The sequence below is a fragment of the Anabaena lutea FACHB-196 genome (assembly GCF_014698305.1).
In the GTDB taxonomy this organism is placed as follows: domain Bacteria; phylum Cyanobacteriota; class Cyanobacteriia; order Cyanobacteriales; family Nostocaceae; genus Anabaena; species Anabaena lutea.
Window position 1 is genome coordinate 216,675 of sequence record NZ_JACJST010000004.1, and the last position, 24,598, is coordinate 241,272.

Annotated in this window: 17 protein-coding genes; 12 read left to right on the forward strand and 5 right to left on the reverse strand. The window is 37.1% G+C overall.

Annotated elements, in window-relative coordinates; all coding sequences use genetic code 11:
- Window positions 1-274: 274 nt before the first annotated feature.
- On the forward strand, window positions 275-1,018 hold the full coding sequence (locus tag H6G59_RS06695) for a cyclase family protein (RefSeq protein ID WP_422601999.1): 744 nt from the start codon (window positions 275-277) through the stop codon (window positions 1,016-1,018).
- Window positions 1,019-1,054: 36 nt separating this feature from the next.
- Here the strand turns inward: H6G59_RS06695 and H6G59_RS06700 are convergent, their stop codons facing one another.
- Window positions 1,055-2,356, reverse strand: a complete 1,302-nt coding sequence (locus H6G59_RS06700) for a hypothetical protein (protein ID WP_190712665.1) — start codon at window positions 2,354-2,356, stop codon at window positions 1,055-1,057.
- A gap of 546 nt (window positions 2,357-2,902) precedes the next feature.
- Entirely contained in the window at window positions 2,903-4,165 is a 1,263-nt protein-coding gene (locus tag H6G59_RS06705) for a proton extrusion protein PcxA (protein ID WP_190712667.1), read from the reverse strand.
- A gap of 419 nt (window positions 4,166-4,584) precedes the next feature.
- Between H6G59_RS06705 and H6G59_RS06710 the strand changes: the two genes are divergently transcribed.
- On the forward strand, window positions 4,585-6,618 hold the full coding sequence (locus H6G59_RS06710; RefSeq protein WP_190712669.1) for a tetratricopeptide repeat protein: 2,034 nt from the start codon (window positions 4,585-4,587) through the stop codon (window positions 6,616-6,618).
- A gap of 210 nt (window positions 6,619-6,828) precedes the next feature.
- Here H6G59_RS06710 and H6G59_RS06715 read toward each other — a convergent pair whose 3' ends face one another.
- Window positions 6,829-7,386, reverse strand: coding sequence for a nucleotidyltransferase family protein (locus H6G59_RS06715; protein WP_190712671.1), 558 nt, complete (start codon window positions 7,384-7,386; stop codon window positions 6,829-6,831).
- A gap of 167 nt (window positions 7,387-7,553) precedes the next feature.
- Here H6G59_RS06715 and H6G59_RS06720 point away from each other — a divergent pair, with 167 nt between their 5' ends.
- Both H6G59_RS06720 and H6G59_RS06725 read left to right on the forward strand, forming a co-directional pair.
- Window positions 7,554-8,396, forward strand: a complete 843-nt coding sequence (locus H6G59_RS06720; protein ID WP_190712673.1) for a lysophospholipid acyltransferase family protein — start codon at window positions 7,554-7,556, stop codon at window positions 8,394-8,396.
- Between the two features lie 173 nt (window positions 8,397-8,569).
- Entirely contained in the window at window positions 8,570-9,079 is a 510-nt protein-coding gene (locus tag H6G59_RS06725; protein ID WP_190712675.1) for a DUF29 family protein, read from the forward strand.
- Between the two features lie 364 nt (window positions 9,080-9,443).
- Here the strand turns inward: H6G59_RS06725 and cimA are convergent, their stop codons facing one another.
- The gene (gene cimA / locus H6G59_RS06730; protein ID WP_190712677.1) at window positions 9,444-11,102 is read right to left on the reverse strand and encodes a citramalate synthase; all 1,659 of its coding nucleotides are present in this window, start codon (window positions 11,100-11,102) and stop codon (window positions 9,444-9,446) included.
- 74 nt (window positions 11,103-11,176) lie between these two features.
- Here cimA and H6G59_RS06735 point away from each other — a divergent pair, with 74 nt between their 5' ends.
- The 7 genes from H6G59_RS06735 to H6G59_RS06765 all read left to right on the forward strand — a co-directional run bounded on the left by H6G59_RS06735 (window position 11,177) and on the right by H6G59_RS06765 (window position 19,989).
- Window positions 11,177-11,515 carry a 2Fe-2S iron-sulfur cluster-binding protein gene (locus H6G59_RS06735; RefSeq protein WP_190712815.1) on the forward strand — a complete coding sequence of 113 codons (339 nt, stop codon included), beginning with the start codon at window positions 11,177-11,179 and terminating at the stop codon, window positions 11,513-11,515.
- Between the two features lie 16 nt (window positions 11,516-11,531).
- The gene (locus tag H6G59_RS06740; RefSeq protein WP_190712680.1) at window positions 11,532-11,972 is read left to right on the forward strand and encodes a hypothetical protein; all 441 of its coding nucleotides are present in this window, start codon (window positions 11,532-11,534) and stop codon (window positions 11,970-11,972) included.
- Between the two features lie 169 nt (window positions 11,973-12,141).
- Window positions 12,142-14,103 (forward strand): glycine oxidase ThiO, encoded by a 1,962-nt coding sequence (gene thiO, locus H6G59_RS06745; RefSeq protein WP_190712682.1) that lies wholly within the window; start codon window positions 12,142-12,144, stop codon window positions 14,101-14,103.
- A gap of 217 nt (window positions 14,104-14,320) precedes the next feature.
- Window positions 14,321-14,998 carry a Coq4 family protein gene (locus H6G59_RS06750; RefSeq protein WP_190712684.1) on the forward strand — a complete coding sequence of 226 codons (678 nt, stop codon included), beginning with the start codon at window positions 14,321-14,323 and terminating at the stop codon, window positions 14,996-14,998.
- Between the two features lie 404 nt (window positions 14,999-15,402).
- Window positions 15,403-15,582 (forward strand): photosystem II assembly protein Psb34, encoded by a 180-nt coding sequence (psb34, locus tag H6G59_RS06755; protein ID WP_190712686.1) that lies wholly within the window; start codon window positions 15,403-15,405, stop codon window positions 15,580-15,582.
- A 328-nt stretch (window positions 15,583-15,910) separates the two neighbouring features.
- Window positions 15,911-18,052 carry a tetratricopeptide repeat protein gene (locus H6G59_RS06760; RefSeq protein WP_190712688.1) on the forward strand — a complete coding sequence of 714 codons (2,142 nt, stop codon included), beginning with the start codon at window positions 15,911-15,913 and terminating at the stop codon, window positions 18,050-18,052.
- A gap of 71 nt (window positions 18,053-18,123) precedes the next feature.
- Entirely contained in the window at window positions 18,124-19,989 is a 1,866-nt protein-coding gene (locus H6G59_RS06765) for an ABC transporter ATP-binding protein (RefSeq protein WP_190712690.1), read from the forward strand.
- A gap of 321 nt (window positions 19,990-20,310) precedes the next feature.
- Here the strand turns inward: H6G59_RS06765 and H6G59_RS06770 are convergent, their stop codons facing one another.
- Window positions 20,311-20,601 carry a hypothetical protein gene (locus tag H6G59_RS06770; protein ID WP_190712692.1) on the reverse strand — a complete coding sequence of 97 codons (291 nt, stop codon included), beginning with the start codon at window positions 20,599-20,601 and terminating at the stop codon, window positions 20,311-20,313.
- 171 nt (window positions 20,602-20,772) lie between these two features.
- On the opposite strand from H6G59_RS06770, the gene H6G59_RS06775 reads away from it, so the two are divergent.
- Complete coding sequence (locus tag H6G59_RS06775) at window positions 20,773-24,588, forward strand: NB-ARC domain-containing protein (protein WP_190712694.1); 3,816 nt, start codon at window positions 20,773-20,775, stop codon at window positions 24,586-24,588.
- Window positions 24,589-24,598: the final 10 nt, after the last annotated feature.

Genomic DNA, 24,598 nt, shown 5'->3' on the forward strand with positions numbered 1-24,598 from the left:
CACTTAATTAAGGGAACATCAAAAAATAAATTACCCAAAAATCGTAGGGTGGGTTAGGACGGTAGTCCGTAACCCACCATAAAATTAGGGGATTTTTCTATTTGGAAGTCCCTAAAGCTACATAAGAATCTCACAGTCTCCGATTAAGAGCGTCAGTTCATTTGTATCCACTTTAAAGTGAAACGATATTAGACCTCAACTGAAACAGGTTTGAATTTTGACTTTTGAATTGTTTAAAATAATAGCAGTAGCTAAATCAGAGAGGAACGCTATTATACATACCCAGAAGCAAAATAGTATCGCCTATTCCTGTGTCATTCATCTGAGTCATGTCATCGACACGGGTATTCCTCAATGGCCGGGTGATCCTCCCGTAACATTTACTACTGTTGCCGAACTGCAAGATGATGGTTATTATCTGCGACGTTTTTCTTTAGGGGAACATAGCGCTACTCATATTAATGCCCCTAATAGTTTTTATACGAATGCTACAAGTATTGATGAATACCCAGCCCAGTCTCTGGTAGTACCTGCGGTAGTTATAGATATCTGCAAGCAAGCAGCAGTGAATGCTGATTATCTCCTCACTATTGCTGATATTCTGACTTGGGAAGCAGAATTTGGGACTATTCCTGCTGAATGTGCCGTACTACTTTATACAGGATGGCAAGCTAAATGGCTAGATAAAAGCGCCTTTTTGAACCACGACGAACAAGGAAATATGCATTTTCCAGGCTTTGGGAGTGATGCAACCCAGTTTTTAATTACTGAAAGAAAAATTGCTGGAGTAGGAATTGATACACATGGTGTAGATTCAGGGCAAGATATTCATTTTACTACTAATCGGTTGTTGTTAGAGCGATCGCATAGAGAGCAGTCTCGAAGCCAATCGCTGATTGTATTAGAAAACCTAACCAATTTAGATCAACTACCGCCTCAAGGCGCTACTCTAGTGATTGGTATTCTCCGATTGCGGGGTGGTTCCGGTTCTCCTGCGGCTGTAATGGCTTTATTTTGATTTCAGCCACAACTAAGACTTTGAGCTAGAAATTTGTTACTTTTTCACCAAAATATATGCAGTAGCATATTCTGGTAATTGCTGAATATGCTGCCTAAATTCTCTTTGATTCTGAAAAATACCCGCCAAAAAATCAAGTTGAGCAAGATTTGGCAAAAACGCTCCACCTGTATCTGCAATTACTCCCATTTGTAAGCGTTTATTTCCAGCTTGATTATACTCCATAATAATCACCCTTCCTAACCCCATGTTTAATACATCCCCGGCAAAAGTTACTCCTGGTTTGATAGATATTTTTGCATCTATTTGGTGTCCGTAACCTTTAATTTGATCAACTTTTCTAAAATACCAATAACGTTTTTGTGATGTTGCTTTTAATCCCTTCACATAAGATATGCCATTATTTTTATCAACGTTAAAAAATGCTTTAGAACCGTCTGTAAAATTAATTAAGATTGTTCCCTGCATTAAAGCTTCTTCTAAACCTTCACGAGTTAAATATGCCAAAGGTTCAACTTTCCCAAATTCTTTACCCCCAGGTTCATAAATACCTGACAAAACATCTTGCTTCGTATATTTCATGTAAAATTTATCTGCATCTGAATTTTCTTTTAAACTATAAATTGGTATATTATATTTAGAAGTTTTGCTGCGAGAACCAGAATGGGTAAAAACAGCATATTTTGTAATTCGTAATTGCTTCTGTTTTGGCTTTTCAGGGTTATAAGCAGACCATTTAATTACTCGAAAATTAGCGTTAATAAAATTCGGATCTTGTAACCGAGTGGTGCGATTATTACTAATATCCTCCTGTAAAACTGTAATCATAAAATCTAAAGTTTTGAGAATATCTTCTAGAGTAACTCCCTGGCTTAATAACAGCCCATTTCGAGAAATATCAGGGTCTTCTTGGGCATGATCTTGGAAATATTTTCTAGTATTGGTAAGAACCGTTAATAAATCTGCTTGATTAAAACTAACTTTGGTAGCTGGTAATTTTACTGGTTTTAAAACATGATTACCATTCACACTATATTGATATTTTTTCCACTCATCAATAACAGAATAGAATACAGATGTACTTTTAGACTTCTGGCTGCTATTTAGTTCAGATATTTGCTGATTAATAAAATTACTAATGGGCGCTTCAGTCAGAGGGGTTTGAGTTTTAGCAGTATTTGACGGCTGAATAAAAGCTAAATTAGGTGTAACTTGTTGTTGCTGAATTAGCTGCTTATTCACAGACTGTGGAGCTAGATAGTTATTAGCTAAATTAGCAAGTATTAACGTGGCAACACCTGCTGTGATTTGAAATTTTTGATTGAAGAAGATACTCATAAGTCTAAATCAGGAAATTAGTTTCTAAATTTGTTTGTATGCCCGAAGTAAAAAACCTTGATAAGCTATTATACCTCAGTACTCTTAATAATTACTTTCATAGGAGATAAAAAGCAATTATCAATCTTAATTAGTAACAGATAAACTTAGATTTTGCACAAACACTTTCTAGATATTCATAAAAAATTATTGATATCTTGACAAAATCAATAAGTAGTTAATTCTCACTTATTAATCTAAATCTAAGCGGCAAAATATTGGATTACTCTTAATTGGAATTTTTGGTATTTTTGTTACTATATTTTTGACTACGTTATGCTATTCAAATCTTAATTTGTTAATTGATTAATACAAAAAAATGTTTTTTACTAAAAATACTTTAATAGACATCGAATTTTATTTAAATTAAATATGCCTTATCCAGAACCCTTGTAGAGACATTTCATATCAAATTCAGCTAATTGCTTATCAAAAAAACTCGACCTGTCACCGTGCGGTTCCCTAAAGATAAGTATAGGTAGGGATTCTCGGTACTACATTCTTTCTTTACTCATCCATTTCTTTCAAAGTTGCTAAAGCTGAAGGAGATAAACGGCTGAGATAGCGGAATATCCAGTATTTAAATATAGTATTTAGAATCACAGGAAATGTAGCAATAAATAGAAATATTCCGTTTCTACTTGCTGGTAAACCCAAATGTTCTGCTACTGCTTCTAAAAGAATTTCCCACCCATGCGGGGAGTGGAAACCAACAAATATATCTGTAAATAAAATAATTAAAAATGCCTTAGCACTATCACTTAAACCATAGATGATTTGATCTAGAAAATATTTTACAAAGATAATATCTTTTTTGCTGAAAGCAATAACTATAGCAAAAGCAACCAGTGAAATTACATCAGCAAATACATTACTGATAGCATTGCTACTTTTATAAGTAAATTCTGCGGCTATTTCCCTAACTTTATTCTTAAGCTTGGCTTCAATTTTTTCTGGTAAAATTTCCGGTGCTGGAAGTAAAAGACTTTCAAATTTTAATTGTTTTTCAAAATTTGTTAATTCTTTCAAAGCTGCTTCTTCCATTTCAGAATTTAGAAAAATTTGTGTTTTGTTTTCGATTCTAAAGTTTTCTACTAGAGGATGAATTAACAAAATTTTAGAAAAATGCTGAGTTAATAGTGGTACAATAATTAACAACAGCAAAAATTTGATTGCCCTTCTTGTCCTATTTCTAGAAATTCGATACTTTTTCACAAATTCTTCTTCTGCCTTAGGGGCAAAATCTTGGGTAATTTTATTAATTGTTATGCCAATAGATCTAGGAATTACCCCCGTTTTTTGAATTGTAGGTGCGGAATTTGTGACATCTTTATCGGGTAAATTGGATAATTTTTGAACTGGATTAGGATTAATTGGCAGAGGTTCAAAAATTGATCCATCTCGCGGCGTATATCTAGCTATTACTTCATCAATAAATTTGAGCTTTTCTAAAATACTAGAATCTGAAGTATTAATAAATGTACTTCCTAAATTAAATTCCGCTAATCTCACTTTAATAGTAGTTAAATTTCTATTGAGATTTCCCTGCCAATAAGACATCACATTTTCTGTGTAATTGGCTAATTCAGGAGAAATTTTTTGCCCATTAAATTGTTCTATTTCTATCTTTTGGATGGCTTCAGCCGCTTGATAAGCATCTAAAATAGCTCTTTCTGGAGTATTTATAAACCATTGATTAAATAAATGCCAATATTCTGTAAATTTTTGGCGGATTAATTGGGTTTTTTGCGCGAAAAAAGATAATTTCATGACAGCTAATGTAAACGGTTAATTTTTTAATTTTATTAAAATTTATATCACAAATGAAGAGTAGGAAATAACCACGGTTCTAGACTTTGATATTGGTAATGAGATGATGATGCAAGATATGATTTAGGACTTTTTGTTCAAACCGCGTGGTGTAATATAAAATTATTACCTTCCTACCAGAAGAATACCAATTAAATTAACCGCTAAGACACTATTGCAATCTCGTTCGCAGTAGCGTTGCGTAGCAAATAGTAGGACGCAAAGAAATAAGGAAGAAGATAGGTAATCTTACACTGGGAAGGGAGTAAGATAGAAGTTGACAGACTAATAGAGTCCGGTAATCTCACACCAATCATCTATTATAGATTGCATATAGGCACGCCGCTTCCAAAACTAATCAACGGATAGGAAAGGTTGTCATGAAGAGCAAAAACCCAATAATCTTAGCTTTAGCTTTGAAAAGCGCGATTTTATTTTCACCCTTGCTGCTATCCACTGGTTTTGTCAGTGGACAACCTGCGCTATCTGCACCATCTTCTCAGATATTATCAAATCAGGAACGAGAAGAATTAACCCGACTGCGAGCAGAAAACAGAATTCAAAAGCAAGTGCAGTCTAATTTTGAACGTGCTTTTACTCGCACAAATACTTTGCTTAATGTCTGGTTAACTATTTTAAGTTTATTTCCCGTGGCTTTAATTGCGGTATTGTGGTTATTACGCCGAGCAGCAATTCGGGAAATTGTTGACAGAGCAATGCAGCAAATACAGGGAATGGAAAAGTTACAAACTCAGCTAACTACGGTCAAGCAAGAAGCAGAAAATATTATTCAAGATGCTAATATTATAACTCAGGAATTAGCTCAAAAAGTTAAATCTTTAAAAGAAAAAATCCAAGCAGAAGAAGAAAATTTATCTATCTTATTATCTGATTTATCTCTATCAAAACAAGAATTTTTGTTAACATTAGAAAGTGAAATAAACACGGCTCAAGAGCATATCAAGGTTTTACAAGCAACATTAAATACTCAAATAGATGAATTTAATTCATTCGCTCAACTCCAAAGGGATATAACAGCTAAAAATTTACGTAAATTAGAATCTGATTTAGCTGATAAATTAGGAGAATTTCAATTAAGCGCTAAACAAGAAAAAGATTTAGCTCTTAGCAATATAGAAACATATAGTGCTGATTGTATATCTCAATTTCAAGTTTTACATTCGGAAACTGAACAGCAAAAAGATAAGACTATTGAAAGTTTGGTAAAATTAAATTCAGATTTTGCAGTTCAATTATCTCAATTTCAGTTAGATGCTCAAACTCAAAAAGATAAAATAATAGCGGACTTAGGAAAATTAAATAATTTAGTGAAATCAGAAATTTCCGCATTACAAAGTGATGCTCAAACTCAAAAATATACGATGCTGGAGAGTTTAGATAAATTAAAAATAGAATTTACTAATCAACTTTCAGAATTACAATTAGATGCTCAAAACTACCAACAGTTAGTAATTGCCAATTTAGACAAATCTGGTGGTGAGTTGACTTCGCAATTTTCAGAATTACAAAATAATGTGCAACAACAAAAAAATCGGGTTTTGAAGAAGTTAGAAAAGTTAGAAACAGAATTTGTTAATCAACTTGCAGAATTACAATTAGATGCTCAACAGAGGCAAAATTCTCAGTTACAAGAATTAATCCAAATCACAACTAAAGCTATTCCTGAGTCAGAACAAGTCCCAGAACCACCTCAACCACAAGTTTCTGCTGATGATTATGTCAAAGAAGGAGATATTCTTTTTTCAGAAAAACGTTATGCAGATGCATTTGCAGTTTATGAACAAGCGGTAAAAGTTCAACCTGATGATGCTGGAATTTGGCTGAAGCGGGGTCTAATTTTGAGTAGATTAAAACGTTATAAAGAAGCTATCGCTTCCTATAATCAAGCCATTAAAATTAATCCTGACTATCATCAAGCCTGGTGTGATATTGGTGTGGCTTGTGGAAATTTAAGCAAACATCAAGAAGCATTTAACTGTTTTGATAAAGCTACCCAAATTAAACCTGATGATGGAGTTGCTTGGTTAAACCGTGGTTTATCTTTGGTAGAATTAGAACGTTATGAAGATGCAATCACTTCTTTTGATCAAGCGTTGCAATTCCAACCCAATTCCCCTAAAATCTGGGATAAACGGGGTTACACTTTGGTCATGTTAGGAGAAGATGAAGAAGCAATTAACAACTTTGACAAAGCCCTAGAAATAAAATCAGACTATGCTAGTGCTTTTTACAATAAAGCAGCTTGTTATGCACTACAAAGAGAAATTGAATTAGCTTTAGAAAATCTCCAAAAGGCGATTCAACTTAATCCTCAATATAGAGAAGATGCTGCGAGTGATATAGATTTTGATGATATTAAAAAGGAACCAAGGTTTCAAGAATTAATCAAATAAGTTGATTTATATGAAACCGATAAACCCTAAAAACCTCATCCTCCTCCTATACAATAAAATGGCGGTTTTAAAGTCTCTCTCCTACAAGGAGAAAGGTTTTTAAGTAAATTGTGAGACTTTTTAAACAACCTCTAATATCAAGACTAGCTAATTCTGATCAAAAAAATTCTCCGCGTCTCCGCGTCACCCCATCTCCGCGCGGTTCCCTAATTATAAGTCTTTAACAGAACACGGTATCAACCGCAGACAGGAACACTTTTCTAGAAATCCAGATGCTTTTTTATCCGCAGTTGGGTTATGAGTGTGGGCTGGAGTCGGTCGAATAATCCCAGCAAATAGGTCATCTAATCCATAGGGGGTGAAAAATTGCCATTCTCCTTGTGTATCTATCTTTACGCCTACAGCAGTGGCGGTATGTAGCCAATCTTTAATGCCATCCTCTACACTAGAATAAGTTCTACGACCATCGCGCCAACGAGCAAAACTGGATTGATTTTTAATATCAAACACATAATCAGGAAATTGGGCTGTGAGAGTAGCCTTTGCTGCTAGTTCTTGGGAACGGTTTCCCCCGTCATCAAAGAATGCAATATCAAAATCGTTGATGACTAACCCACATTCTGTTCCAAATATAGAATGCCAAACGGTATTTCGCACTGCACCCCCAGCCAACCACCAATTAGGTAAGTCCAGTAAGGCTATTTCTGGTAATACCGTGCCAATAATTGAATCAGCTAAAATGATTTTAAGGCTTGTCTGAATATTCATAATCTATTACAGGGAATTTTTAGAGTGAAAGAGAAAACACTTTTTCTGATCTGAAATGATTCTTCCATAAGATAGCTACGGACATAGCCGATTTTTACCACTGATATTATTATCCAACTATGACAGATCAGATTGTTGCTCTTTTATAATCCTGATAAAATGTTTAGATGTTAAAAATAAAACATCCTCAAAAAACAAAACCCGGTTGGTCTTTGGACGAGCGAGATCCAAAGTTCATCGAAACAATCATGCCCCTCTTAGGCTTTTTGTATAACTACTATTTTCGAGTTCAAACTAGTGGTTGGGAAAATGTCCCAGATGAAAAAATCCTCATTGTCGGCTCGCATAATGGGGGACTCGCTTCTCCCGACACGTCGATGATGATGTACGACTGGGTACGCCGCTTTGGTGCTGAAAAACCAATTTACGGTTTAATGCATCCCAAAGCTTGGCAAGTTTTCCCTGCTTTAGCAGAAATAGCCATGAAGGGTGGGGCTGTTATCGCTCATCCGCAAATGGCTTATCAGGCTTTACGGTCTGGAGCTAGTGTTTTAGTTTATCCTGGTGGTGCAGAAGATGTGTTCCGTCCCCATGAAATGCGGGACAAAATTTACTTTGCTGAACGACGTGGATTTATCAAGCTGGCGTTACGGGAAAATGTGCCGATTGTGCCGGCGATTTCTTGGGGGGCCCATGATACCCTATTTATTTTGGCAGATTTGTACAAAGTTGTTGAGCAATTCCATAAGTGGGGTATGCCGTGGCTGTTTGGGGTTGATCCCTTAGTTTTTCCTATTTATCTGGGACTACCTTGGGGTTTAGCCCTTGGGCCTCTGCCTAATATTCCCTTGCCTGTGCCTATCCACACCAGAGTATGTCCACCAATTGTGTTTGAACGCTATGGAAAAGAAGCCGCAAGCGATCGCACTTATGTTAATGAATGCTATGAGTTAGTGAAAAGTCAGATGCAGCAGGAATTGGATAATTTAATCCAACAAGCTGGTAATTGATATAGTGGGGCGGACTTTCGCCCCTAGATAAGTAGTCGGACAAAATTAAATTCACTCGTTGAGAGAGGGAACTCTTAACTCTTAACTGGGAAAAGAAAAATCAGTTAGAAATATTTGGTAATATTAAAGGATAAATGGGATTTTAAGTTTTTGATAATTTGAGGTTAAAACAGATGACTCAGGAATTAATAGACCTCAGAAATAGTATTTTACAAGGACGTTACGCAGAAGCTTTAGAAATCGTGGACGAATTGGAAGGAATGAATAAACAAGCTATTCTGCGAAATATCCAATCTTATTTAACAATTTTATTGATTCATTTGATTAAAAACCAAGTAGAACGGAGATTAACTTCTTCTTGGGTTGCTTCTATTCGTAATTCAATTAGAGAAATTAAGAAGGTAAATCAGAAAGATAATAAAAAATCCTATTATGTCAATGAAGATGAATGGAAAGATTTAATAGAGGAGGAGGTGATTGAAGATGCTATAGCCGATGCTAGTTTGGAAGTGATGAATGGTAAATATACTCGTTCACAACTTTCAGCAATTATAGATAAAGATGAGATTTTAACTACTGCAAATAAATTGCTATCTTTAACTTATATTTATTCTGCTAAGGAATTACCAGCAATTATGGATGATTATATTAGTCAATTGGTTGGGGGAGAATATTGGGGGTAGAATTGATTACGTCAGAATCAGGATTTAGAGGATTTAGGGATTTATGGCTTACGCCAAGCTACGCGAAAAGGATGTTGGTTTGCGTTGAGGTTTTTTGGATGTGAAGATTTTGTATGTATTTAGACCACACTCTTAATTACTCTCTGCGACTCTGCGTGAGGAAAAGAGGTGTAGTTTACTCACCTGAAAATCCTAATTCAGACATTAATAATAACTTTGGGAAATCAAAATCATAGTATATATGCGCGCACAGATTCCCATTATAAAATAAGCATAATTCAAAGCCAGAAACTTGTCAATAGGTTTAGGAAAAATATCTTCGTAGAGACATTTGATAAAACATCTCTACAAAATCTAATTACTTCTAAACCTTCAACGCCTTTTCTGCTTGGAAATGCAACAACAAACCATATTCCAAACCTTCAACGACAGCTTGATAGGAAGCTTCCAAAATATTCGTAGAAACGCCTACAGTAGTCCAACGTTGTTGACCATTCCCAGATTCTACCAAAGCGCGAGTTTTTGCGGCTGTTCCTGTATGTCCATTGAGAATTCTGACTTTATAATCAGTCAACTCAAAGTCGGCAATTTGGGGATAAAAGTTTACCAAAGCTTTACGCAAAGCAGCATCTAAAGCTGCAACTGGTCCATTTCCTTCCGCAGCTTCGAGAATATTTTTACCATTAACAGCTACTTTCACGGTCGCTAAAGAATTAGTAGTTTCCTTCACCTCCACTAAATCACAGTGTACTTGAAACCCTTTAACCTCAAAAAATAATTGTCGAAGTCCCAACGCTTCATACATTAACAATGCAAAACTAGCTTCTGCGGCTTCAAATTGATATCCTTGACTTTCCAATTCCTTCATGCGTTGGAGAATTTGTCTAGCTTGGGGATGATCCTTATCTAATTCAATTCCACAAGTTCGGGCTTTAGCTAAAACATTGCTTAAACCAGACTGTTCAGAAATAACAATACGACGTTGGTTTCCCACCAGTTCCGGCTGAATATGTTCATAGGTTAAAGGATTACGTTCTACCGCCGATACATGAATACCACCTTTGTGAGCAAAAGCCGAAAGACCGACAAAAGGCGCGTGTTCATCAGGTGCGAGATTGACAACTTCGCTGACAAAACGACTAGCTTCTGTAAGTTGATTTAGCTGGTGTTCACCGATACAGCTATAACCAAGCTTTAGTTGTAAATTAGGAATCAGAGAACACAAATTAGCATTACCGCAGCGTTCCCCATAACCGTTGATTGTACCTTGTACCATCGTTGCCCCAGCCATAACTGCGGCTAAGGCGTTAGCTACAGCCATTTCTGAATCGTTATGAGTATGAATGCCAATTTTGGTGATTGGGAATTGGGTAAGAGCTTTTTCCTCATTCCTGGTTAAGAGTTCTCTGTTCCCTATTTCCTTAACTACATCTTTAACAATCTGAGAAACTTCATGAGGTAAAGTTCCGCCATTGGTATCACACAAAACCAACCATTCAGCACCTGATGTCATTGCTGTTGTTAATGTTTGTAAAGCATAATCAGGATTTTGCTTGTAGCCATCAAACCAATGTTCAGCATCGTAAATTACACGCCGTCCTTGAGAACGCAGATACTCAATTGTGTCACCAATCATGGCTAAATTTTCTTCCAGACTGGTCTTGAGTCCGGCTGTAACGTGTAAATCCCAAGATTTACCAAAAATTGTCACCCAGCGAGTACCTGCTGCTAAAATCGCTTGCAGCATGGGTTCATCTGCGGCTATGGTGTGAGGGCGACGAGTAGAGCAAAAAGGAACTACTTCTGCTTGTTTGAGGGGATTTTCTTGAAGTTCCCAGAAAAATTGTACATCCTTAGGATTTGCTCCTGGCCAACCACCTTCTATAAAGGGAATCCCTAATTGATCAAGTTTGTGAGCAATGCGTAATTTATCTTCTATAGAGACTGATAGTCCTTCCCGTTGAGTGCCATCTCGTAGAGTAGTGTCATAGAGCCAAAGTTGAAGAGAGGGGTTTGTGGTCATAAAACTAAGACATGAGAGACAACTTTGTGGCGATGTGCCAATATACAACAAAAAGCCAGTTTGGTATTTTAAATATGCCCCAGGTAGTAGCTCAAGGTAAATTAATTGAGTGTGAAAGCAAAGCCAACTTACGCAAGGTGCTGTTAAACAATTGTGTAGATCTCTATAATGGCGGTTCTCAGGTCATAAACTGTCGGGGACTTGGCAGTTGTGGTACTTGTGCGGTTAAGGTAGAAGGCGAAGTATCAGTAGCGAATTGGCGTGATCAAACACGGCGTTCGCTTCCGCCCCATTCTCCTACAGCTGATTTGCGTTTAGCTTGTCAAACTCAGGTTTTAGGCGATGTAAAAGTCACAAAATTTGATGGATTTTGGGGTCAAGGTTCTCAATTAGTTTGGACACCAGAAGGTTAAAAAGGAGACAAACAAGATGGGCAGATGGACACCTCTGATTTTGATGGCAGGAGGCGTGGCGATTTTGCTGGGTACGTTGCTAGGTATTAACTTTCCCATGGGCGGACAACAAAGCGCTAATGTTCCCCCTGGTCGCAGAGCGTCTAGCGTCCTCCCAGCTAATATTAATGTTAATAGCACTGCTACCAGGAATGATCCTGAAACTGCTACTAGCAATAATTCGGAAACCGCTACTAGCAATAATTCGGAAACCACCACTAGTAACGATTTTGATGGTGAAACCCGCCGCACTAGTGTAGCTCAAAATAATGCTTCTACGGAGCCAACATCCACCACTGACAATACACCCAGTACAAGCAATACGGATATATCTACCACTGATACTCAATCAGTCTCAACAGACAGTGGTTCAGGTGACACGAATCAAGAAAAACAACCTATTCGGGCTTTGTGGTAGCTGGTGACTAGGGAGGTAAAGATGGGGAGATGAGTTTTAGGTTTGAGATTTTAGATTGGAGTTAATTAAATACAATCCGAAATCCAATACCCAATCACCTCTTCCCTAATCACCAGCCCTTTGTTGACCCCTGATAAGTTATTAGTTATGTACTAATGACTAATAACTAATGACTAGTGACGTTTTAATTATTGGTGGTGGCGTAATCGGCTTGGCTTGCGCCATTGAACTCAAATCGCGCGGGGCGAATGTTACCGTGCTTTGTCGTGATTTCTCAGCTGCTGCCAGCCACGCCGCTGCCGGGATGTTAGCATCTGATGCGGAAAATATCGCCAATGAGGCAATGCTTTCTTTATGTTGGCGATCGCGTGCCTTATATCCCGAATGGACTGCTAAACTCGAAAAACTGACTGGTTTAAGCACAGGTTATTGGCCTTGTGGCATCCTGGCACCAGTTTATCAACAACCAGAAACGAGAACTAATGATCAATCTCCTGCTTATTGGTTAGACAAATCAGCAATTGAACTATATCAACCAGGATTGGGAGCAGATGTCATCGGTGGCTGGTGGTATCCTGAAGATGGTCAAGTTGACAATCGCGCCTTAGCCCAAGTTTTACGTACTGCGGCTCAGTCTTTGGGCGTAGAACTCAAAGATGGGATTAAAGTAGAAGCGATCGCACAACAGCAAGGACAAGTCATCGGTGTACAAACAAATACTGGATTAATTCGCGCCGCACATTATCTTTTAGCCGCTGGTGCTTGGGCTAATGAACTGTTACCCTTACCTATACGTCCCCGCAAAGGACAAATGCTCAGTTTGCAAGTACCAGAATTCTTGCCGGAATTACCCTTAACAAGGGTTTTATTCGGTGAAAATATTTACATTGTTCCCCGCCGTAATCGTTCTATTATTCTGGGTGCAACTAGTGAAGATGTGGGCTTTACTCCCCATAACACCCCAGGTGGGATTCAAAGCTTACTCCAAGCAGCAATTCGTCTTTATCCCCAATTAGAGAATTATCCTATTCAAGAACTTTGGTGGGGATTTCGCCCAGCTACACCCGATGAATTACCCATCTTGGGCAATAGCCATTGTCCAAATTTAACTTTGGCTACAGGTCATTACCGGAATGGAATTTTACTCGCACCTGTCACAGCCACATTAATTGCTGATTTAATTTGTTCACAAACAGCTGATCCTCTATTGACTAATTTTCATTATTCGCGCTTCCAAGCTCAGACATCTACCACTACATCCATGCTCACTAATTCTGCTAATTTTACTAACGGCAACCGCACCAATTTATCTTTACCATCATCAGAATTCCACATTCAAGATTCAGGATTAATTATTGCTGGCAAAACTTTTAAATCTCGCTTGATGACGGGAACTGGTAAATATCGCAGTATTGAGGAAATGCAGCGCAGTGTCGTTGCTAGTGGTTGCCAAATCGTGACTGTAGCAGTGCGACGAGTCCAAACTAAAGCAGCGGGACATGAAGGTTTAGCGGAAGCGCTGGATTGGAATAAAATTTGGATGTTGCCGAATACCGCTGGTTGTCAAACCGCAGAAGATGCAATTCGCGTAGCCCGTTTGGGACGAGAAATGGCGAAATTATTAGGACAGGAAGATAATAACTTTGTCAAGTTAGAAGTCATTCCTGATGCTAAATATTTATTACCTGATCCCATTGGCACTTTGCAAGCTGCTGAACAGTTGGTAAAAGAAGGTTTTGCGGTATTGCCTTATATTAATGCTGATCCCATGTTAGCCAAGCGGTTAGAAGAGGTGGGCTGTGCAACAGTCATGCCTTTAGCCGCGCCTATCGGTTCTGGACAAGGGCTAAAAACTACTGCCAATATTCAGATCATTATTGAAAATGCCAATATACCTGTGGTAGTAGATGCGGGCATTGGTGCGCCTTCCGAAGCGTCTGAGGCGATGGAATTGGGGGCTGATGCATTATTAATTAATAGTGCGATCGCACTGGCTGAAAATGCCCCAGCAATGGCTTATGCAATGAATTTAGCAACTGTCGCCGGTCGCATGGCTTATTTAGCCGGAAGAATGCCGAGGAAAGACTACGCTAGTGCTAGTTCACCTGTGACGGGAACGATTACTAGTTAATTTTAACCAATCCTGTGGTGCGGGTATCTTGCCCGCCATTATCTACTTCACCATTATGAAATCTGCTGCATTTTAACCTATCTACTTAATTGTATAATTACATCTCCCTTTTGATATATGAAAAACACTTCTTATATCCCCAATAATTAAATATATAAAAATATTTTCATTGTTCACAAAAACTAACTACTGCTATTTCTCACAACGGAGAATAATCATGGATAATGTAATTACCTACAATAACGATAAAGGACTACTAGCCTACATTCAATTTCTCGCATCAAGAGCATTGAGAACGGAATATGATGGAACTGATCCAGTTTTTAATTTTGAAGATGCACTTGATCAAACACAAATCGCACAATTAGCTGTAGATGAACTTAAGAAAAATTCCGAAATTAACGCCTTATTTACAGAACGCTGGCTACCTGCACCGATAAATTTAGATGAATTAAGTAAACTTCCTGAAGGAACTTTAGGAAATGTTTATGCTACGGAAATGAAAGCTAGAGGCTTCGATCCCAACTTCTACAAAAAAGTTCCTGTAGTTGATGATATTTCTTATCTGAAAATGCTCTGGAGAACTACTCATGATATTTATCATGTCGTCGCCGGATTTGAGACTGATGTATTTGGAGAACTGGGTTTACAAGCTTTTGTTCTAGCACAAACTCCTATTCCTATCAGCATCATGCTTGTCAGTTTTGGTATGGTTTTAATTAGTCTCTACCAACCTGCTAAACTCAAACCTTTAATGACAGAAATATCTCGCGGCTACTATCTAGGTTCTCATACTCCTGGCAAATTCATCGCCCAAAAATGGGATCAGTTTTGGGATATTCCAGTTATAAAAATTCGCGCTCAGTTAGGAATGAATCCTATTCCAGAAAACTGATACAAGTAGGTAAGCGAAAATAAATCAAAATACGTTAAGTAATGTAACGAGTTTTTAAACTGGCTCGTAGTTAGGGCTAAAGCCCTAATTTGTATCGCCAAAGACTTGCAGCAGAGGAGCTACGAAGATAGTGAAGCATCGAACACAGGAGATAGAAGGTCTAAAGACCTGACTACAAACCTTTAATTTTGTATTCTTTACCTACGCCTTTGGCTCAATTTAGAATTATTTAGTTTAGTATGTGTGTAAGATATACACATATTATTGATTTTGTCAATCCTTAAACCTGAATCTAAAATGATTAACTTTTAGTTTTAATTAATGTAACGATTTGTCTATAATTATGAGAGTAAATCTAGAATTATGTAACATAAAATCTAAAGAAGATAACAAGGAATCACTTCATGCCCTATACAAACGAAGAAGGCGGTCTTATCAATAATTTTGCCCGTGAACCCAAGGTTTATCAAGCAGAACCTCCCACGGATGGACAAAAGCGTACCTATATTATCTTAGGAATTGGGGCTGCGCTTTTGGTTGGTGGCTTAATTTTTGTCGCCTTCTCTGTTTCCCAAGTCGGTTAGGAATTAAGGACTTTAAGTAAATAACCTAATTTAAGATTTTAAATTTTGGATTTTGGATTTTGGATTTTGAATCTTCACTCCTAAATTTAAACAGGTCAATTTTTTGGCTTCTCAGATTCCAATGTGAGGAGAAGCCTAATTTTTTATATTGTGTTATAATAGCAATGTAATTGTATAAATATATACTAAAGTTTACCATATTAAATCTTTAAAACTCGATTCATCCTGAGCAAAAAACATTGACTAGAAAATCAGAATATTGGGATTTTTCTGTAATGTCCAATGCATTCCTTCAGGATGTATACTATCTTTCGGCTCTGTAGCCACCATGAGTGTGAATGAAACTTTACCCACAGATATTTTTGCTTGGAATAGGCAAGTATATCAACGCCTAAAACTTGCCTTGAGCCTTGGCTTGCGGCGACAAATTCTTTTTGCTATATGTGATGATTTACACTTGAGGAATCAAGTAGCTACTCGCTTGCACTCGACGTTGGCTTATCCAGTCGGGCAAGTGCTATATCAGCCAGCAGATGCAGGAGCAATCAGTACTCCAGCTTATCCACGATTGGTCACATTGCGTTTAAATCTAAGCGACCCGAATCCTATCGCCCAAATAAATCAATGGTTGGCTAATTATCCACCACCGATTGTGGGAGAATCAAAGGATACGCCTGGTCGCCCTTTACCAATACCAGCATTTCAAATTGTTGGTGTAGAACTGCTAACTAAACAATCAGTAGCAGTACAGCGTTTGTTTCTACACTATCTGCGTTTAAGCGAGCAATATTTTACTAACCAAGAATCCAGTCGATTTCTGGACTCTAGCTTGCTTTTTTGGCTACCTCGCCCTTGGTTGTATGCGATTCAGCAATCAGCACCAAAATTTTGGCATTGTCGGACTGGTATATTTATATTTGCCGGTGAACCGACACCAACCATAGATAATCGAGATTCAGACAATTTGTCTAATTGGCGAAGTGGAGATATAACTAATTTTGACACCCTAGAAGAATTCTCAGAACAGGCTGTCCAAGATTTTCAGATTACTGACATTAAGAATTTTCAGACAAAACCATTTGCAGAAAAAGTTGAATATACATCAGATAAAACGACTGCAATATCTGCCAATGGAACTGATATCCCAAAGCTATCATCTTTGTTGTATGTTAGCGACGAGTTGAAGTCGCTAGTCACAGCCACATTGAACACGGATATTGCTAAAGATGCGTATCATAACTGGCAACCACACCAACTTCTCTGGGAAATTGAGCAACTACATCAGGAAAAAGCTTCTGGAGCAGAAATAGCAGTAGCTTATGAAAACTTAGGAAATTTATATCGCCTCCGCATTGAGCAAGGACAGTCAAGTTTAGAAAACTTAATGGTGGCAATTCTTGCTTATCAGGAAGCAGTTAGCTATGACGACTCTTCGCCACAACTTCCAGATATTTTGAATGATTTGGGTACACTTTACTGGATGCTACACCGCACACCGGGAAATAATGGGGAGGAACAGACTTATATAGAGCAGGGAATAGAATTTTATCAGTTAGCAATCAAATTAATTGCACCTGATACCCAACCGGAAATTTACGCCCGTGTGCAGAATAATTTGGCAACGGCTTACGGTGATTTAGCAAAGTTTTCTCAGCCTGTGGAGAACTGGCAGCAAGCTGTGGCGGCTTATAGTCAAGCACTTCTTTATCGTACAGAAGAAATTGATCCTTTAAAGTATGCGGCTTGTCAGAATAATTTGGGGACTGCTTACTGGCATTTAGGGCAATATAGTCAACCAGTGGAGCATCTCCAAAAAGCGATCGCAGCTTATAATTTAGCACTGGTTCATTACAAACCCGCAGAGGAACCGCTAAAGTATGGCATGATTCAAAACAATATTGGCACTGCTTATTGGAATCTCTCCCAATATGAAAAACCAATGGAATACCTACAGTTAGCAATTGATGTCTACAGTGAAGCGCTGAAATATCGCACATCTGCTAATGTTCCCAATGCCTGTGCGGCTACTCAAAACAATCTTGGTACTGCTTATTGGCATATAGCAAATTTACCGAAAATATCTAAAGATGAACGACAAAATTTTCTGCAATTATGCATCAATGCTTATGAAGAAACAATTAATTTGGCGCACTCCCTGAGTGGCATAGCTTTAAGTTTTGATTTGTTAGCAACACATAATAACTTGGGATTAGCTCATTATCAACTAGCAATAGATGGCTCCTTTGCTGGGGACAAAAAAATAATTTCTCACCATTTAGAAGCAGCTTTAGAAAATCATCTGCAAGCATTAAAGGGTTTCATTAAACAAACAGAACCTTATCAAACAACCTTCAATCATATCGTCAAAGCAATTCGGACTTTCCACAATGAATTAGGAATACAAGGACAAAATCTGGCTTTATCTAAAGTTCCGGGTAATTTAATTCCAGAAATTTTACCTAAGTTGTAAAATATAGAGTTAACTTAAGAAAATAGCAAAACATCTATTAACTTTAAGTCAAATTTACTACCCCCGTACTCATGAAAGAAACTGTCCTAGAGGTTCGCAATCTACAAGTTGAATTTTCCGGTGATGGCAGCAAAGTTAATGCTGTAGATGGTATCACCTTTGAGTTAAATCGAGGTGAGACTCTAGGAATAGTAGGAGAATCGGGGAGTGGTAAATCAGTTACAGCCCTAGCTGTCATGGGTTTGTTGCAGTATCCCGGTAGGGTGAGTGGGGGACAGATTTGGTTTCGTCCCCAGGAGAATGCCCAACCCATCGATTTATTGGCTTTACCTCCTCAGGAAATGCAGCTGTACCGGGGTGGTGATATCGCCATGATTTTTCAAGAACCGATGACTTCACTCAACCCGGTTTATGATATTGGATTTCAGCTGACAGAAGCGATTATGCGCCATCAGAATGTGAGTGTAACTGAAGCGCGAAGAATAGCGATCGCTCTTTTGCAAGAAGTTAAACTTTTATCTAGCGATGAAGAACTTCAGCAGCGGTATCTTCATAAGTCGCAGCCAAATAGCTTTCAACTAGCGCAGTTGGTAAAAGAACATAAAGCAGCCATGCTGGAACGCTATCCTCATCAACTTTCGGGAGGACAGTTACAACGGGTGATGATTGCAATGGCTATTTCCTGTAACCCATCACTGTTAATTGCTGATGAACCTACCACAGCTTTGGATGTGACGGTACAAGCAACAATTATTGACTTGATGCGGGAATTGCAGCAAAGCCGCGATATGGGCATAATTTTTATCAGCCATGACTTGGGGTTAGTTTCGGAAATCGCTGACCAAGTTGCGGTGATGTATAAAGGTAAAATTGTTGAATATGGGGCAGCGGCGCAAATTTTTACTAGTCCCCAACATCCATATACTAAGGGACTTGTAGCTTGTCGTCCTCACTTGGAACGCCGTCCCCAAAAATTGCTGACTGTTTCTGACTATATGAATGCAGAAGAAGATGCAATCGGCAAGGTAGTAATTCATGCCAAAGAACCAGCACAACCAAGGGATATCACCAGTGAAGAGATTAACCAAAGATTGACAAATCTCACCACCCAAAAACCCCTGCTGGAAATTCGCAATTTGACAGTTGGTTTTCCGGCACGGGGGGTATTAAGTGGGACAAAACCCTACAATATGGCTGTGAATTCTGTTTCTTTTGATGTGTATCCAGGAGAAACTCTGGGATTGGTGGGAGAATCGGGTTGTGGTAAAACCACTTTGGGCAGAACTTTGCTGAGATTAATCGCACCCATGAGTGGGAAGATTTTGTTTGAGGGGCAGGATATTACTACCCTGAAAGGCGAAAAGTTGCAGAAATTGCGACGAGAAATGCAAATAGTCTTTCAAAATCCTTTTAGTTCTCTTGATCCCCGGATGAAGATTGGGGATGCAGTTATGGAACCGTTGTTAATTCACTCGGTGGGGAAGACAAAGCAACAACGGCGAGATCGGGCTGCGGAACTGTTAGAACGGGTAGGATTGAGTGCAGATGATCTCAAACGCTATCCTCATCAGTTTTCTGGTGGTCAACGTCAAAGGGTTTGTATTGCGCGGTCTTTGGCGTTAAATCCTAAATTTATTATCTGCGATGAGTCTGTTTCGGCACTGGATGTGTCAGTACAAGCCCAGGTGTTGAATTTGTTAAAAGAATTACAGGATGAGTTTCAACTTACTTATATATTTATTTCCCATGATTTAAGTGTGGTTAAATTTATGAGCGATCGCATTTTGGTGATGAATCAGGGGAAAATTGTGGAAGAAGGTACAGCCGAAAGTCTTTACCGCGAAGCCAAAGAAGAATATACGCGAAAATTAATTGCGGCGATTCCTACAGGTAGTGCGGAAAGAATCAAAAATCGTCATTTACGGACTTCCAAGTAAAAAAATACCCCATCGTTTTGAGGACAGGGAGAGGAAAAGTTGTTTTGATTCTGTGAAATTGGATAATTTATTTTTTGGAGTTCCCTAAGGGGAATATCGCTAAAGCTTGGCTTGCGTCTATTTACATTTACATCAAGCCATAAAAAATAACCTCTATTAGCGATCGCAGCATTTCCAAAATGCCTTCGCGTAGCGTTCCGCAGGAAAGGTATCGCACTCGTCTATTTATATTAGGACTTACGCAAAATATCTCTCAAACCCTCATTTCTCTGTGTCCTCTGCGCCTCTGCGGTATGCCTTACGGCTCCCGTCAGGGATACCTTATTCCGTAACTCTTGCGTAAGTCCTATATATTTTATTTTTTAGCAAGTCAATAATATCCGTACTCCATTTAACTTGAAATCCACAATGATTATTTGTACCTGTGTAGGGCAGTATGACACTTAATCCCTTACCCAATATCGTAGGTTGCCACAGATTAGTAGTTTTATACTGCAACTGCATTTCTTGTAGTAATTTGTTGACCTTAATAGCACTGATTTTCTTACCAGTGAGTTTTTCTAATTCTCTACCAATCTCTGTGGGAGTTAAGAATTGAGTTTGCACTGTCATTTGATGTAACCTCGGTAACGTTAGTTAGAGGTTATAATTTGGGAATTTCCCAAGGCAAGAATCAGTTAATAAAAGCTAGAAGTCTTGTATAGTAAGAATTACAGACTTTGGGAACTTGTTTGTCTTTGGGAATTCCCAAACTTTTTTACAAAAAATTATTATACTCAGTTTATGAATACACCTAAGAAAGAACCTAATTTCAGTGCTAGGGCTAGACAACTTGCAAGTCGCTTTTTAGAAGAATTACTATCTTATGTTTTGGATAACCGCCATGATCTAGCAATAAAATACAGATGGGAAGATGAAGATAGTAATAATCCCAAATTAATTATTTTTGAAACTCCACTAAGATTGCTAGTAAAACTAGCCAAATTAGACAAGAATGATTACTTTTACGAAATTATTAGAAATTTCAAATATTTAAATATATGTGAAGATAGACGCACAAGCACACAGGGAAGCACTAATTGGCACTTTGTCTTGAAACTTTGGAGTAAAGATAAACAAAAAAATTTGATAGAATTTGATAAACTTTGGGAATCTCAAAGACTTGAGAAATCAAAAAAATTAGATAATCATCAAACTAAATCCAAAATATTAGGAAAGCTTTCTCACGTACCAGAACAACCTTTAAATTTCCTACCACGTCCTGATGAACTCAATAAAATCAAAAGTTTATTACTTGAGAATGAAAACCAAAGAGTAGCCGTCACAGGAATTTCTCATCGTGTGGGTTTGCAAGGTATGGGAGGAATTGGCAAATCAGTTTTAGCCGCAATTTTAGCCCATGATGAAGACATAAGGAGTGTTTTCCCTGATGGTATTTTGTGGGTAACACTTGGACAGCAACCAGCACTAACCTTAAGACAATCAGATTTAGCTAAAATGCTGGGTGATAGTTCGCAAATATTTCAAGATGTGCAACAAGGCAAAGTCTATTTAGGTGAATTGTTAGCAAATAAAGCTTGCTTGCTAATTATTGATGATGTTTGGAAAACTAAAGACGCGCAAGCATTTAATGTTTTAGGTCAGCGTTGCAAGATGTTGATTACTACACGAGATAGTAAGATACTAGAAGAATTAGGTACTGTTAATCATCAACTAGACTTGCTAACAGTTCCAGAATCACTAGCATTACTAGCTTTATGGGCAAAACAACATCCAGAAACTTTACCTCTAGAAGCACATCAAATAGTAGAAGAATGTGGTAAATTGCCTTTAGCATTAGCCATGATTGGGGCAATGTTAAAAGATAAACCAGACCGTTGGAAAAACGTATTATATAAACTTCGTAATGCTGATTTAGAGAAAATAAAATTTAACTTTCCTGATTATCCTTATCCAAACTTACTCAAAGCAATACAAGTTAGTGTTGAAGCATTAGAACCTGATTTACAAAAACGATATCTAGATTTTGCTGTTTTCCCAGAAGATACACTAATTCCCGAAGCTGTTTTACAACCTTTTTGGCAATCGGAAGGATTAAATACATTTGATACTCAAGATGATATTGATTTGTTCGTAGAAAGATCCCTAGTTCGTCGTGATGATCAAAATTGTTTAACTTTACATGACCTTCAATATGACTATGTATGTAAGCAAGCTGGTGATTTATCCATATTACATAATCGTTTATTAGCTGCTTATTCTAAATATTGTTCTCATGGTTGGCATACAGGAATAAATGATGGTTATTTCTTTCAAAATTTGGCTTACCATTTGAGAGAATCAGGACGCAAAAAAGAACTTTATAGACTGTTGATAAAATCACCTGATTGGATGGAGGCAAAATATATTGCTTGTATAGGTGATGCAGCATACGTCGCTGATTTGCAATTGGCAATAAATGATTTTACTGATCCTTTAACCGCAGATGAATTATTAATTTTAGTGCAACTACATACAGCACGGCAGATAGTAAACCAAAGAGTTAGTTTATATAATAATGATGATTTAATAACTTTGGTTTGGTTGGATAGAGAAGAAGAGGCTTTAAATCATGCTCGTTTAAGATTAGATATTGAAGAAAGATTTTATGGATTAATTACCATTTATAAATCTCTTGATGAAAATAAAAAACATAAACCAGAAATTTTAGATGAAATCTGGGAAATTGCTAAATCACTGGATGGATTAGGTAAATTTGAAGCATTTTGTGATTTATATAATTTAATTTGTAAAACAAAAGTTAGTTTAAGTTTAGACGAAATAAAAGCTATTTTATCTGAAACTGTACAATTATTTAAAGAGAGAAATTACCTATTAAATTCTTGCCAGCATGACTGGGATAAAATCAAATTTATTCAAATTCTAAGCAAATTTGCATCATTACTATTTGTCATCGGAGAACATGAACTTTCAAATATAGTTTTTATTGAAGTTGAAACAGCAATTCAAATTTTAATAGAATCAGATAAATTATATAATAATAAAAATTTGATTTATCTGGTTGTAAATATAGCTGAATGTAATCGGTTTAATGAGGCTTACATGATATCCCAAATAACTCAAGAAAGTTGGGTAAAAATAGAGGTACTAAGTCATTTAGCTAAAACATTATGTAGTAAGAGAATGCAATCAGAGGCTAAATTATATCTTGCTGAAGTACAGGAAATAGTCCCGTTATTAAATGGGAGTATACGAGCAGAGCAATCACTTGTAGAATTAGTATCAGTAACTGCTTATGCTGGGGATATTAGGCAAGCTCAAGAATATTTATCAATGATAGAAAATGATGACCTCTATTCAGAAGGCTTAATGGAAATGTCAGTAGCAGTGGCTAAATGTGGTAATTTTTTAAAGGCTGAAGAATTTATTCAAGACATTGAAGATAAACAAGTAAGAAAAAATGCGCTCAGTGCTTTAGCTTCAGAACTGGCAAAATCTGGATATCAAGACAAGGCAAGTTTACTGCTAAGAGATATTAAACAAGAAGCATTTTCTATACAAGATGATTTCTATTTACCATCAGCATTAGCAGTTTTAACAGAAGTATTAGCCAAATCTAATTTTTTAGATGAGGCGCAAAAAGTTATGAAATTTATCAATGATGATTATGAGGAGAAAGGATACGCATTATATTCATTGGTAAAAAGTCTCATCCAAATAGGTGATTTAGAAAAAGCAGAAAAGTTTGCAAGACAAATAAAAGATAATTATAATTTTTCTCGTTCATTAAAAGATTTAGCTATAACACTGTATAGTCAAGGAAAAAATAAAGATGCCTATGGGTTAATTACTGAATCTTTAAAATCAGCAAAATTAGTTCAACATGATCCTCATCGCTTATGGATACTCAATGATTTAGCAGTTGCATTTAATCATATAGGAAATATAAAAAAATCTAAGGTTCTATTTTTAAAAGCAGAAAAAATAGCAAGAACAGAACAATATTTATCATTTAGATTAAGAAAATTAGTCATATTAGCACGGAATATTTATGATGTCAAATATAAAGAAAAAGCCGATATTTTATTTTCTGAGATAGAAAAAATAATTATTGAAACAGATGAATATTTAGATCCATTATTATTAAGGCAAGTAACGGAAATATTAGTCGAAATAGGATTTTTATGCAAAGCACAAAAGATTTCTAATCTGATTACAGATATACCAGACAGAATAATAGCTCTAACCAGTTTAGCAACGGCATTTTCCGAAAGAGGACAAGAAAAAGAAGCTAGAGAAATTTTGGCAACAATCAAGCGAGATTGCGATTTAATACCTAAAAATATAGATGAAGAAGAGTTAGGAGACCTTTGTACAGCACTAGCTAAAATTAAACAATTTGCAGATGGATTATCTAAGATAATTTTACAAAAACTGGATACTTTTATAAGTATATTAACAGACTGGGATACTGCTTTTGAAGAAGTTGAAAGTGGTTTATCTGTTGTAATTTTCAGAGAAGTAATCCGTATTGCTGGTTGGGTAAGTCCGCACTGGCAGGAAATTTATCAGATTTTCCCTGATGTCAAAAGAAACTAACTGTAAAATT

Bases quoted from the DNA above. Each gene is read 5' to 3' on its own strand.
- H6G59_RS06735 (WP_190712815.1), top strand. From the start codon at position 11,177: ATGCCCCAGGTAGTAGCTCAAGGTAAATTAATTGAGTGTGAAAGCAAA.
- H6G59_RS06710 (WP_190712669.1), top strand. From the start codon at position 4,585: ATGAAGAGCAAAAACCCAATAATCTTAGCTTTAGCTTTGAAAAGCGCG.
- cimA (WP_190712677.1), bottom strand. From the start codon at position 11,102: ATGACCACAAACCCCTCTCTTCAACTTTGGCTCTATGACACTACTCTA.
- thiO (WP_190712682.1), top strand. From the start codon at position 12,142: ATGACTAGTGACGTTTTAATTATTGGTGGTGGCGTAATCGGCTTGGCT.
- H6G59_RS06765 (WP_190712690.1), top strand. From the start codon at position 18,124: ATGAAAGAAACTGTCCTAGAGGTTCGCAATCTACAAGTTGAATTTTCC.
- H6G59_RS06705 (WP_190712667.1), bottom strand. From the start codon at position 4,165: ATGAAATTATCTTTTTTCGCGCAAAAAACCCAATTAATCCGCCAAAAA.
- psb34 (WP_190712686.1), top strand. From the start codon at position 15,403: ATGCCCTATACAAACGAAGAAGGCGGTCTTATCAATAATTTTGCCCGT.
- H6G59_RS06720 (WP_190712673.1), top strand. From the start codon at position 7,554: ATGTTAAAAATAAAACATCCTCAAAAAACAAAACCCGGTTGGTCTTTG.
- H6G59_RS06770 (WP_190712692.1), bottom strand. From the start codon at position 20,601: ATGACAGTGCAAACTCAATTCTTAACTCCCACAGAGATTGGTAGAGAA.
- H6G59_RS06725 (WP_190712675.1), top strand. From the start codon at position 8,570: ATGACTCAGGAATTAATAGACCTCAGAAATAGTATTTTACAAGGACGT.
- H6G59_RS06760 (WP_190712688.1), top strand. From the start codon at position 15,911: ATGAGTGTGAATGAAACTTTACCCACAGATATTTTTGCTTGGAATAGG.
- H6G59_RS06740 (WP_190712680.1), top strand. From the start codon at position 11,532: ATGGGCAGATGGACACCTCTGATTTTGATGGCAGGAGGCGTGGCGATT.
- H6G59_RS06715 (WP_190712671.1), bottom strand. From the start codon at position 7,386: ATGAATATTCAGACAAGCCTTAAAATCATTTTAGCTGATTCAATTATT.
- H6G59_RS06700 (WP_190712665.1), bottom strand. From the start codon at position 2,356: ATGAGTATCTTCTTCAATCAAAAATTTCAAATCACAGCAGGTGTTGCC.
- H6G59_RS06750 (WP_190712684.1), top strand. From the start codon at position 14,321: ATGGATAATGTAATTACCTACAATAACGATAAAGGACTACTAGCCTAC.
- H6G59_RS06775 (WP_190712694.1), top strand. From the start codon at position 20,773: ATGAATACACCTAAGAAAGAACCTAATTTCAGTGCTAGGGCTAGACAA.